The sequence below is a fragment of the uncultured Pseudomonas sp. genome, assembly GCF_913774235.1.
Taxonomy (GTDB): Bacteria; Pseudomonadota; Gammaproteobacteria; order Pseudomonadales; family Pseudomonadaceae; genus Chryseomonas.
On record NZ_CAJYDW010000004.1, the window covers coordinates 56813 to 68689 of the forward strand.

Annotated in this window: 13 protein-coding genes; 1 reads left to right on the plus strand and 12 read right to left on the minus strand. The window is 68.6% G+C overall.

Going from position 1 to position 11877, the window contains the following annotated elements:
* Positions 1-87 precede the first annotated feature (87 nt).
* Positions 88-996 (plus strand): LysR family transcriptional regulator, encoded by a 909-nt coding sequence (locus tag QZ471_RS02420; RefSeq protein ID WP_027599555.1) that lies wholly within the window; start codon positions 88-90, stop codon positions 994-996.
* Here QZ471_RS02420 and madM read toward each other — a convergent pair.
* The 12 genes from madM to QZ471_RS02480 all read right to left on the minus strand — a co-directional run.
* Positions 993-1757, minus strand: a complete 765-nt coding sequence (gene madM / locus QZ471_RS02425) for a malonate transporter subunit MadM (RefSeq protein ID WP_295460725.1) — start codon at positions 1755-1757, stop codon at positions 993-995. The genes QZ471_RS02420 and madM overlap by 4 nt on opposite strands.
* Position 1758: 1 nt before the next feature.
* Positions 1759-2193: a malonate transporter subunit MadL gene (gene madL / locus QZ471_RS02430; RefSeq protein WP_295460726.1), complete on the minus strand. Its 435-nt coding sequence runs from the start codon at positions 2191-2193 to the stop codon at positions 1759-1761.
* Positions 2194-2420: 227 nt separating this feature from the next.
* Positions 2421-3356 carry a malonate decarboxylase subunit epsilon gene (gene mdcH / locus QZ471_RS02435; RefSeq protein ID WP_295460727.1) on the minus strand — a complete coding sequence of 312 codons (936 nt, stop codon included), beginning with the start codon at positions 3354-3356 and terminating at the stop codon, positions 2421-2423.
* Positions 3353-3991, minus strand: coding sequence for a malonate decarboxylase holo-ACP synthase (locus QZ471_RS02440; protein ID WP_295460728.1), 639 nt, complete (start codon positions 3989-3991; stop codon positions 3353-3355). The genes mdcH and QZ471_RS02440 overlap by 4 nt, the downstream gene beginning before the upstream one ends.
* Positions 3992-4002: 11 nt before the next feature.
* Entirely contained in the window at positions 4003-4818 is an 816-nt protein-coding gene (mdcE, locus tag QZ471_RS02445; protein WP_295460729.1) for a biotin-independent malonate decarboxylase subunit gamma, read from the minus strand.
* The gene (locus QZ471_RS02450) at positions 4815-5681 is read right to left on the minus strand and encodes a biotin-independent malonate decarboxylase subunit beta (protein ID WP_295460730.1); all 867 of its coding nucleotides are present in this window, start codon (positions 5679-5681) and stop codon (positions 4815-4817) included. Before QZ471_RS02450 ends, mdcE begins: the two co-directional genes overlap by 4 nt.
* Positions 5674-5988: a malonate decarboxylase subunit delta gene (locus tag QZ471_RS02455; protein WP_295460731.1), complete on the minus strand. Its 315-nt coding sequence runs from the start codon at positions 5986-5988 to the stop codon at positions 5674-5676. Before QZ471_RS02455 ends, QZ471_RS02450 begins: the two co-directional genes overlap by 8 nt.
* Positions 5988-6845, minus strand: a complete 858-nt coding sequence (locus QZ471_RS02460; protein ID WP_295460732.1) for a triphosphoribosyl-dephospho-CoA synthase — start codon at positions 6843-6845, stop codon at positions 5988-5990. The genes QZ471_RS02455 and QZ471_RS02460 overlap by 1 nt, the downstream gene beginning before the upstream one ends.
* Complete coding sequence (gene mdcA / locus QZ471_RS02465; protein ID WP_042133892.1) at positions 6845-8521, minus strand: malonate decarboxylase subunit alpha; 1677 nt, start codon at positions 8519-8521, stop codon at positions 6845-6847. The genes QZ471_RS02460 and mdcA overlap by 1 nt, the downstream gene beginning before the upstream one ends.
* A gap of 129 nt (positions 8522-8650) precedes the next feature.
* Positions 8651-9361, minus strand: a complete 711-nt coding sequence (locus tag QZ471_RS02470; protein WP_295460733.1) for a YfdX family protein — start codon at positions 9359-9361, stop codon at positions 8651-8653.
* A gap of 216 nt (positions 9362-9577) precedes the next feature.
* Entirely contained in the window at positions 9578-10936 is a 1359-nt protein-coding gene (gene gudD, locus QZ471_RS02475) for a glucarate dehydratase (protein WP_295460734.1), read from the minus strand.
* Between the two features lie 17 nt (positions 10937-10953).
* Positions 10954-11877 (minus strand): MFS transporter (locus QZ471_RS02480; RefSeq protein ID WP_295460735.1); only part of this gene is annotated, 924 nt, incomplete at its 5' end.

Below are 11877 nucleotides of genomic sequence, written 5' to 3' on the forward strand. Positions count from 1 at the left end.
AGGCGCCGCCAGGGCGATTCGAGGACTCGACGCCGCCCGCCCATCCGGGCAAGGTGGGCAGCTGTCTCTCACCGCCCGCTGGCCGCCATGTCCGATACCGATGAACTCACCCTGCGCAAGCTGGAGATCTTCCTGGCCTTCATGCGCAGCCGCAATCTGGCGCGGGCCGCCGCCGAGCTGGGCACCAGCCATGTCAGCGTGCACCGCGCCATCCATTCGCTGGAGAACGCCCTGCGCTGTCCGCTGTTCAAGCACGAGGGCCGCACCCTCACGCCGCTGGACGGCGCCTTCGTGCTGGAGGCGCGCGCCGAGCGACTTATGCAGGACCTGGCGGAGACGGTGCGGCTCACCCGCCAGGCGGCGGGTTTCTCGGCCGATCGCTTTCGCCTGGGGGCGCTCTATTCGCTGACGGTCAAGACCGTGCCCCAGTTGATCATGGGTCTCAAGCTCAGGCGCAGCGAACTCAACATCGACCTGGTGCTCGGCTCCAACGCCGACCTCGCCGAGCAACTGCACGACTTCAAGCTGGACGCCATGCTGGTGGCCCTGGACGACGCCGTGGTGGATGCCGATTGCGAAAGCGTCGAGCTGTTCAGTGACGACATCTTTCTTGCCGCGCCCAGTGATTCGCCCTTCGCCGACCAGGCCGAGGTGGATCTGCGCGACCTGGCCGGGGTGCCCTTCGTGACGCTCACCCAGGGCTTCGCCACCTTTCGCGACGGCCGCCAGGTGTTCGCCCAGGCCGGCTTCGAGCCGGAGGTGATCATGCAGGTCAACGACATCTTCTCGCTGATGAGCATGGTCAGCTCCGGGGTGGGCTATGCGCTGCTGCCCGGGCGGGTCGAGGCGGTCTACCAGAACCGCCTCAAGCTGCTGCCCCTGGCCCCACGCTACCGGCTGCAGCAGCGGATCGGTGCAGTGTTCCTGCGCAGCCGCGAGCGCGATCCCAATCTGCTGGCCTTCGTCGCCGAGTGCCGGATGTACGCGCGAAACTAACCCATTAGCGCTCGCACGCAGAAGTACAACAACGACGGCCCCAGCAGGCAGCCCAGGCCGGTGTGAAAAGTGGCGGTGAGGGCGCCATAGGGCACCAGTCGGCGGTCGGTGGCGGCGAGCCCCGCGGTGACGCCGCTGACGGTGCCGGCCAGGCCGCCGAAGACCATCGCCGAGCGCGGGTTGTCCAGCGCCAGCAGTCGCGCCGACGCGGGCGTCGCCACCATGACGATGATGGCCTTGATCAGGCCGGTGGCGATGGACAGCGCCATGACGTCGGAACTGGCGCCCAGAGCGGCGCCGGTCACCGGGCCGACGATGTAGGTCACCGCGCCCGCGCCTATGGTGGTCATGCTCACCGCGTCGCGATAGCCGAAGGCCCAGGCCACGGCGGCACCGACGATGAAGGGCAGCACGGTGCCCAGCAGCAGGGAGACCGCGCCGATCAACCCGGCCTTGCGCGCCTCGGTGGCCTGGACCTCGAAGGCGGTGGCGACGATGGCGAAGTCGCGCAGCATGGCGCCGCCCATCAGGCCGATACCGGAGAACAGCGCGAGGTCGGCCAGGCCTTTCTGGCCGCCGGTGACGGTCCCGCCGACCCAGGCCAGTACCAGGCCGATGACGATGGCGATGGCCGAGCCGTGCACCCGGCCAAAGGTCAGTCGGCGCGAAAGGATCACCGAGATCCACATGATCAGGCCGATCAGCGCGAAGGCGGCGACCAGGCCGTTGTGTTGCAGGGCTTTGGAGACGATGTCGTTCATCCTAGCGACCTCCGGCCGGTGCGGTTTGGGCGACCGCTGGCGCGGGTGCCACGGCGGCATCCGGCAAGGGCGGTAGCGGTTCGCCGCGATGGCTGCGGCTGATCAGGGCGATGGTCACCCCGCAGATCCCCACGGCGCCCACCGCCGCCAACACTGCCACAGGTCCGCCATGCAGGGCGGTGACCACGTTCTGCTGGGCGGCCATGGCCACCACCACCGGGATGTACAGCGCGCCCCAGAAGCCGACGCCGAATTCGCATTCCTTGCTCATGCCGCCATGGCGCTCCATGTAGAGCCGGGCGCAGATCAGCAGGAGCATGGCGATGCCCACCCCGCCGACATTGGATTTGACCCCGAGCAGAACGCCCAGGAAGTCGCCGATGATGACGCCTGCGAGCATGCAGACGGCCAGGAGCGCTACACCGTAGATGATCATTGTTATTGTCCTCGGTTGTGCTTGGGTGGGGTAAAGCCTGGGGCAACGCTCCCGCTCTTGCCCCCTCTCCCTTGGGGAGAGGGCTGGGGTGAGGGCGCGCTGTTCGAAATCTCCGTCTGTCCTCTGTTGTTCTTGGGGCGGAATAAAACAAAAGCACCGCGTTCCGCTATTACCCCCTCTCCCTCAGGGAGAGGGTTGGGGTGAGGGGACCGCCTAAAGGGAAAAGCTCAGTCCAGTCGCGCCGCCTCCTCGCGCCGTAGCGCGTCCAGGGTGTCGGGGTGGGTATCCTGCCAGGCCAGGACGCCGCTGGCGGGCAACACGCGCCTGGCCAATTGGGTGAGCACGCTGCCCGGGGCCAGCTCGATGGCCAGGCGCACGCCGCGCTCGCGGGCGGCTTCCAGGGTGGCGTGCCATTCGATGGGCCGCGCCATGTTGAAGGCCAGGTCATCACGCAGTCGCTCGGCGTGCACCAGCCGCCGCGCTGAAGTACCACTCAGATAAGCCAGTCGCGGCGCGCGCATTTCGACGCCGGCGAACGCCTGATTCAACTCCTGGGCGGCCTCCGCCAGGAGCGGGCAGTGGGAGGGCACGCTCATGGCCAGCCGTTTGGCCGCCGCGGCGCCTGCGGCCTTGGCGGCATCGGCCAGTACGGCCAGGCCGGCATCGCTGCCCGCCACCACGTATTGCTGTTCGGCATTGGCGTTGGCCAGATACAGCGGCGCTGCAGGTCGGTGGTGATCGGCGACCAGCCGTTCCACCGCGCCGCGCCCCAGACCGAGCACCGCCAGCATGCCGTAGCCGCGGGGGTAGGCCGCCTGCATCAGCTCGCCACGCCGCGCCACCAGGCGCAGGGCGTCGGCGAAGTCCAGGGCCTCGGCCACGACCGCCGCGGCATAGGCCCCGATGGATAGCCCGGCCACCAGCTGTGGCGCCGGGCCACGACTCAACAACGGCCGCGCGGTGGCGACGCCGGCGATCAGCAGGCAGAGCTGCACGGCGCGGGTGTGTTCCAGTGCCTTGGCGGTATCCAGGCCCAGGGGATCGCTTTCCAGCACCTCGGCCGCTTCTTCCAGCGTCCGCCGGACCTCGGCGTCGTCGGGCAGGTCGTGCAGCATCCCTGGACGCTGGGCGCCCTGGCCGGGGAACTGGAAGAGGGTACTCATGCGGCCTGCTCCCGCCGCCAGGGATCGGCTACCAGACAGGGACCGGCAGCGGTCTTGAGCAGCACGCGTGGGGCGTCTCCGGCCCAATCGGCCAGGGCAACGCCGCCGAGCGGAGTTTCCAGCAGGATGTCCAGACGACAAAGCGCTTGCCCCTGCAGGGACGTCAGCAAGGCCCGGGCCTGGTCGCGCGGCAGCGGGGTTGCGCAGCGGATCAGCAGATCCAGATCGCTCCCGGCGTGCAGCGCCGGCCAACCGGAGGCCAGTTCGTAACCCGCGGCGCCGGTAGGCCCCCAGGGCAGGCCCAGATCATCCAGTCGGGTTTGCAGGCGGGCTAGGGTGTCGAGGGCGGGTAAATCTCGACAACCGTCCGTGATCCGCAGATCCTCGGGAGAGCGCCGCTGCAGTACGGCAGCAGGCTCCAGCCAGGCCGCCAACCGCTCGGCGCGGGTGCCACCGCGCAGGCCGACCGGAATGCGGCCAGCCTCGGGTGCCGCACGGCGGACCACTACGGGCAGGCCGGCCCGGGCGACCCTATTGGCCCAGGTGGGGGCTTGCGCGGGCAGGGCGTCCGGGGTCAGGCCCCAGACGAGGTCGTGGGGGCGGGTTTGAGCACCAGCGCAGCCCAACGGGTCCATCCGCCCGCTCATCACGCCTTCCATCCCGCCCGCAGGCGTTCGCGTACTTCCCGAGAGGCGGCACGATTGGCGCCGTCCAGCCGCAGCCTGAGATCGGTGGTACCGCTGGCCAGCACATCCGCCTGGGCCTCGGCCAGGGCCTGGCGTACCTGCTGCAGATCTTCGACCGAGGGCTGGTCGGGCTGGGCCACCTCCAGCTGGCGCCAGAGCAGGCCCAGGGAGGCATAGCTGTCCAGGTCGTAGGCCATGGGCGGAATATCGGCCGCCAGGCGTTCCAAGTCCTCGACGCTGCGCAGGGTGACGCGGGCGGCCGAGGCCTTGCCCATGGCATGCACCTGCACCTGGGGATCACGCAGGGCCAGCAGGCGATTGGCCTGGTAGCCGTGGGCGAGAAAGCCGCCGGACATGGCCTTGCCCACCAGCAGCCCCAGCACCGGATGCCCGGCCAGGCGCGCCTCGGCGTAGGCCCCGGCGGCCCCGGCCAGGGCCTGATGGATGCCATAGGCTTCCTCGCGGCGCCCATAGGCCTGGCTGGGGACATCCACCAGGGCAATCAGGGTGCGTTTGACCGCCGCGTCACGATCTTCGGCGATGGCCGTCTGGATGGCCCGGGCCAGGCCCCAGCCTTCCAGTAGACCCACCTCGCCCTGGCGAGCGCGGGGAAAGGGATTGCCGGCGTCCGGCACCACCGCCAGCCAGCGCGCGGGGCGTCCGGCCAGTTCGAGGTCGGCGACGCGCAGTGAGGCGGGCAGGCCGCTGACGGCCTCGCCCTGGCCGGCCAGGGCCTGGAACCAAGTCAGGCCGCGTTGCGAAGGCTGGGTGCTCATGGCTGGTCTCCGGCATAGAGGTGGCGGACCGCGGCGGCGTCCGCCTGGGGGCGGGTGTCGAGATCGGCGAGGCGCGTCAGGTAGTGTTCGGCCTGCTGGCTGCGCAAGGCGCCGGCAACATCCTGGCTACAGCCCTGACGGATGGCAGTGATAACGGCGGCGCTGTCATCGGCAACGAATACATCGGCGAGCCCGGTGGCAACCCGCTGCTCACCGCCGGTCAGGCTCCAGATGAAGGGGCGGTCGCGGGAGTCGTATTCCTCGATGCCGGCTTCCTGCTCGATCACCTGGGGGCCGTTGAGGCCCAGGCGGGCCTCGCGGGTGACGATCAACTGGCTGCACAGCCCGGCGGCGATGGACATGCCGCCAAAGCAGCCGACGCTGCCGGCGATGACGCCGATCACCGGCTGGTGTGAGCGCAGTGCGACGATGGCCGCCTGGATCTCGGCGATGGCGGCCAGGCCCAGGTTGGCTTCCTGCAGGCGCACGCCGCCGGTTTCCAGCAGCAGCACGGCGCGTGTGGGGGTGCCGGCGAGGTTGTCTTCCAGGGCCAGCTCCAGCGCTCCGGCGATCTTGGCGCCGCCCACTTCGCCCAGGCTGCCGCCCTGGAAGGCGCCTTCGATGGCGCAGACCACCGCCGGCTGGCCGTCGATCAGCCCCTTGGCCACTACCACGCCGTCATCGGCCTGGCAGACTATGCCCTGCCTGGGCAGCCAGGGCGACATCAGCCGCTCGAAGGGACCGACCAGCTCGCGAAAGCTGCCGGCATCCAGCACCGTGCGCGCCCGTTCACGGGCACCGAGTTCGACGAAGCTGCGGCTGTGCAGCAATTCCTGGACATCGGGAAGGGGGGCTTCATGCATGGGTGCTGTCCTCAAGGTCGAGGGTTTCCAGACCCTGCTCCAGGCGCAGGCGCACCACGCCCGGGGTGGCGCCGAAGTCATGGATGTCCAGGGTCAGGGCCGGCAGGTCTTCGCGCGCGGCGAACAGCCGGTCGAAGAGGGCGCGCCAGCGCGGTTCGCTGCCGTTGACCGAGGTGTTCACCCTGAGGGTGAAGTCGGCGTTGGCGGGTTCGAGCAGGACCTCCAGGTCCCCCGAGCCGACGCAGCCCACCAGGGCACGGCCCTGGCGGCGCTCGCTGGCCGGATAGCGGCAGGTGAAATGTTCCATCAGAGGTCTCCAGGGAGCCGTGGCTCCAGGCGATCGACGAGAAGGGTGGCGGCCAGCAGGTCGGCGGCGCCCCCGGGCGAGGCGTTGGCGGCCAGCAACTGGCGATCCAGCAACAACAGCTGGCGCCGGCCGGCGAGACTGGCGCTGCCACCGGCGTCCAGCACCGCCTGGGCGCCCTGTTGCATGGTCGCCAGGGCTACGGGGCCGCCACGGTGCAGCACACAGGTATCGTCCAGCCGGGTCATGATCGCCAGCAGGGCATCCAGGCGGGCGTTCTGCTCGCCGGCACCGGCCTGGCGGCTGGCGCGCAGTTGCGGCAGGCCGCGCTGGTGGATGGCAGGAAAACCCGCGGCGGCCTCGCCCCGGGCACCGCTGACGCCATAGCACTGGGCGACGCGCTGACCATGGCTGGGCGCGGTCTTGGGTGCAGCGGGATCGGGCAGGCTGGCCAGGTGGCCGGCCGCCAGGCAGAGCGCCTCAGCCGAGGTCGGCTGCCCATGCACGGCCGCCGTTACCAGCAGGCCCAGGGCCCAGATGGCGCCGCGATGAGTGTTGACGCCACCGGTGATTCTCAGCATCTCGGCTTCGCCGTCCCGCCCCAGGCGACCGATCAGGCGGCGCAAGTCGGCGGCGGGCAGTCCCAGCTCCGCCGCTTCGGCCATGGCCTGGAAGCAGGGCCGCAGCGCCTGGGCCGAGGCCAGCATCAGCCCCAGGCTGAGATCGCGATGGGCACCCTGGCCGCGACGATCCACCAGGGCCGGCTTGGGCGAGAGTTCGGCTTCGTCCACCAGGGCGGCCACGGCCAGCTCGGCCAGGCGCTCGGCGGGGGATGAGGTAAGGCGAGCGAGCGCGCGCATCACCAGCTCCTGAACTTGGCCGGGGGTTGATAGAGGCCGCCGGACCACTCCACTAGCTCCCCGATGCTCTTGGCGGCGAGCAATTCGCGACTGGCATCGGTGCGGCGGATGCCGAGATCCTCGGGCAGGGCCACCAGGCCTTCCTGGCGCAGCCGCCGGGCTTCGGCCGGATCGCTGCGCAGGCCGATGGCGGTGACTCCGGCCACCGCGGCGATCATCGCCCGGCGCTCTTCCAGGGAGCGGGCCCGGTAGAGATAGGCGATGCCTTCCTCGGTGAGCAGATGGGTGACGTCATCGCCATAGACCATGATGGGCGCCAGCGGCATGCCGCTCTTGCGCGCCACCTCCACGGCATCCAGGGTGTCGACGAAGGTGGGCTTGCCGCCTTCCTGGAAGGTCTCGACCATCTGCACCACCAGCTTCTTGCCGCGCTCCAGCAGCGCCGGGGCGCTGTCGCCCGTCTGCTGGCGCATGTCCAGCCAGGCCGGGGTGGGATGGCGGCGGCCGCGCGGGTCATGACCCATGTTGGGCGCCCCGCCGAAGCCGGCCAGGCGCCCGCGGGTGACGGTGGAGGAATGGCCGTCGCCATCCACCTGCAGGGTGGCACCGATGAAGAGGTCGACGGCGTACTGGCCGGCCAGTTGGCAGAGCAGGCGGTTGGAACGGAGCGAACCGTCGCGACCAGTGAAGAAGACGTCCGGGCGCTGGGCGATGTAGCCCTCCATACCCAGTTCGGTGCCGAAGCAGTGCACGCTCTCCACCCAGCCGCTCTCGATGGCCGGGATCAGGGTGGGGTGGGGATTGAGCGTCCAGTGCCGGCAGATCTTGCCCTTGAGTCCCAGGCGCTCGCCATAGGTGGGCAGGATCAGTTCGATGGCCGCGGTGTTGAAGCCGATGCCATGGTTGAGCGACTGCACCTGGTGGCGTTCGTAGATGCCGCGGATGGCCATCATCGCCATCAGCACGTGCACCGGTTTGATATGGCGCGGATCGCGGGTGAACAGGGGTTCTATGTAGAAGGGCCGGTCGGCCACCACCACGAAATCCACCCAGTCCGCCGGGATGTCGACCCGTGGCAACTCGGACACGTCGTCCACCAGCTGGTTGACCTGGACGATGACGATGCCATCGCTGAAGGCCGCCGGCTCGATCAGCGCCGGGCTGTCTTCGGTGCTGGGGCCGGTATAGATGTTGCCGGCGCGATCGGCCATGAAGCCGGCACTGAGCACCACCTTGGGGATCAGGTCCACCAGCAGCCGGGCATAGAGTTCGATGTAGGTGTGGATGGCGCCGACTTCGAGCAGCCCGTCTTCCAGCAGCTGGCTGATCCTCAGGCTCTGGGTACCGGCAAAGGAGAAGTCCAGCTTGCGGGCGATGCCGCGTTCGAACAGATCCAGGTGCTCGGCGCGACCGACGCTGGGCATGATCATGTGCAGGTCATGCAGCCGGGCCGGATCGACCTGGGCGAGACTGCGGGAGAGGAAGTCGGCCTGCTTCTGGTTGTTGCCTTCCAGCACCACCCGGTCGCCGGGGGCGAGCAGCTGTTCCAGGGCCGCGACGATGGACGCGGTGGGCAGCACCTTGCCATCTGCCAGCGCGGCCACCCGGTCCAGGCGCTGCTGCTTGTCACCGCGGCGCCTGGCGATCCGAGCCGGTGGGTGGGATGTCGTTGTCATTGGAGTCTCCACGAATCACCTGTCGTGGAGTCACCCTAGACCTCGCCTCCCTGGCGTTCAATCAACCTGAAGGCGGAATCGTTACGCTGAAGTTAACGATCCCGCCTGCATCAGGCCGCCGAGACCGGCTCAGGTCTTGTCGACCGGAGTGAACACCGTGGTGGTCTTGGAGAACCAGCCGGTGGGTGTCACGTCGACGTTGGCGTTGTCGAATCTCAGGCTGTCCTGCACCTGCTTGAGCGTCAGGTTGGCCTGCCAGTATTGCTCGTGGCCCAGTTCCTGGTTGGCTCTGTGCACCAGGTCCAGGGTTTCCTGGGCCGGCAGCACGGCGGTGGAGTAGTCGACGTCGACGCCGGCCACCTTGAGGATCTCGCCGGCGCCCTTGGTGTCGCCCTGCTGGATCTTCTCGCTGGCCTGGGCCACGGCCTGGTTCTTGGCCGGGGTGGCAACATAGTCGTCACGCAGCGCCATGCCGCTCCAGATCGGCAGCCAGGACTTGGCCTGGGCGTCCTGCGCGGATACCTGCATGAGCTTGCCGTCCTGACCACGCAGGTCCTTGGCCGACTTGAGGTAGGCGGTCTTGTCGGTCTGGGCCGTCTGCAGGGCGCTTTCAGCGGCGCCCAGTTGCTGCTTGGCCTGATCGACGTGGCCTTCGAACAGGTCCTGGCGGGCGGCGAGCACGTCCCTGAAGGCCTGCTGGCCCTGCTGGGAGATCGCCGGCAGGGTGGCGACCTGCTGGCTGGCGACATCGGGCCGGGTGTCGGCCAGGGCGGCGGTGGAAAAGACCGAGGCGATGGCCACGACCAGGATGCTTTTGGCGATACGACGATTGAGGTTCATGTGCTTCTCCCGAATGCGAAAGTAACTGGAACCGCAGGGGTATCGGGCAAGGCTGCGAGATACCGTGAGGTCAGTGTCGATCCGGTGAGCTTAACGAACGCTTAGCTAGCTATCGGTAAATGTAACCGAATATGTAACAGGTACGGCAGGAAGAAGCGCTCGGGGCGACCGCCCCGTGTCTGGCGAAGCGATCGCCGGCCACGGGGCGGATTCGACTCAGCGCACCAGGCAGGGCTTCTTGTTATCGAAGGTCCAGTTGGGCGAGAGGAATTGCATGGCCATGGCGTCGTCTCGCGCGCCGAGGCCCTTGGTCTTGTACAGCTCGTGGGCCCGGGCGAGGGCGTCCAGGTCCAGTTCCACGCCCAGGCCGCCTTGCTGCGGCACCGCCACCAGGCCGCCCTTGATCTCCAGCGGCTGCTTGGTCAGGCGCTGGCCGTCCTGCCAGATCCAGTGGGTGTCGATGGCGGTGATCTTGCCCGGCGCCGCGGCGGCGACGTGGGTGAACATGGCCAGGGAGATGTCGAAGTGGTTGTTGGAGTGCGAACCCCAGGTCAGGCCCCAGTCGTTGCACATCTGGGCGACGCGCACCGAGCCCTGCATGGTCCAGAAGTGCGGATCGGCCAGGGGGATGTCCACCGATTGCAGCTGGATGGCGTGACCCATCTGGCGCCAGTCGGTGGCGATCATGTTGGTGGCGGTGGGCAGGCCGGTGGCGCGGCGGAACTCGGCCATCACCTCGCGACCGGAATAGCCGTTCTCGGCGCCACAGGGGTCTTCGGCATAGGCCAGCACCTGGTGCTGGTCGCGGCACAGGCGGATGGCTTCCTTGAGCGACCAGGCGCCATTGGGGTCGAGGGTCACGCGCGCCTCGGGGAAGCGCTCGGCCAGGGCGGTGACCGCCTCGATCTCGGCATCGCCGCTGAGCACGCCGCCCTTGAGCTTGAAGTCCTTGAAGCCGTAGCGGTCGTAGGCCGCCTCGGCCAGGCGCACCACGGTTTCGGGGGTCAGGGCTTCCTCGTTGCGCACGCGGAACCAGGCGTCGTCGGCCTCGGCTTCGCTGCGATAGTCCAGGGTGGTCTTGCGGCGGTCGCCGACATAGAACAGATAGCCGAGCATCTCCACGGCGTCGCGCTGCTGGCCTTCGCCGAGCAGGGCCGCCACCGGCACCTCCAGGTGCTGGCCGAGCAGGTCGAGCAGGGCGGCTTCCAGGGCGGTGACGGCATGGATGGTGATGCGCAGGTCGAAGGTCTGCAGGCCACGGCCGCCGGCATCGCGCCCGGCGAAGGCCTGGCGGACCTGGCCGAGGATGCGCTGGTACTGCCCCAGCGGCTGGCCGATGAGGAATTGGCGGGCGTCTTCCAGCGTCTGGCGGATGCTCTCGCCGCCGGGTACTTCGCCCACCCCGGTACGGCCGGCGTTGTCCTTCAGAATCAGTACGTTGCGGGTGAAGTAGGGGCCGTGGGCGCCGCTCAGGTTGAGCAACATGCTGTCCTGACCGGCGACGGGCACGACTTCCAGGGAGGTGACCACCGGGGTGCTGCTGTGCAGGGCGGGTGCGGTATTGAATTGATTCATGGTCGGGTCCTTGTCGATCAGCGAGAGGTTTCAACGGCGAGGGGCGCTTCGGCGGGCGGCGTGGCGACGCCGCGCAACTCGACCCGCTTGATCTCGCCGACGATGAACAGGTAACTGATGGCCGCCACCAGGGCGTTGGCGCCGACGAATACCAGGGCCATCTTGAAGGAGCCGGTGGCGGCGATGATGTAGCCGATGATGATGGGGGTGGTGATGGAGGACAGGTTGCCGATGGTGTTGAACAGGCCACCGGAGAGGCCGGCGATCTGCTTGGGCGAGGTGTCGGAGACCACCGCCCAGCCGAGGGCGCCGATGCCCTTGCCGAAGAAGGCCATGGCCATGAAGCCCACCACCATCCAGTCGGCGTCGACGTAGTTGCAGAGGATCATGCTCATCGACAGCAGCATGCCGGCGACGATGGGCGTCTTGCGCGCCACGCTCAGGCTGTTGCCGCGGCGCAGCAGCCAGTCGGAAATCACCCCGCCCAGTACGCCGCCGATGAAGCCGCAGATGGCCGGCAGCGAGGCGATGATGCCGGCCTTGAGGATGGTCATGCCGCGCTCCTGCACCAGGTAGACGGGGAACCAGGTGAGGAAGAAGTAGGTGAGGGCGTTGATGCAGAACTGGCCCAGGTAGATGCCGGCCATCATGCGATTGGTCAGCAACTGGCCGATGTAGCTCCACTTGGGGCCTTCGCTCTTCTTGCCGGGGGTGTCCAGGTCGACCAGGCCGCCGTTGCTGGCGATGTAGTCGATCTCGGCGGCGTTGGCGCGGGGATGTTCGCGGGGACCGTAGATCACTGCCATCCAGACTACCGAGAAGGCGATGCCCAGGGCGCCCATCACCACGAAGACGTGCTGCCAGCCGAAGTGGTAGACGATCCAGCCCATCAGCGGCGCGAACAGCACGGTGGCGAAGTATTGCGCCGAGTTGAAGATGGC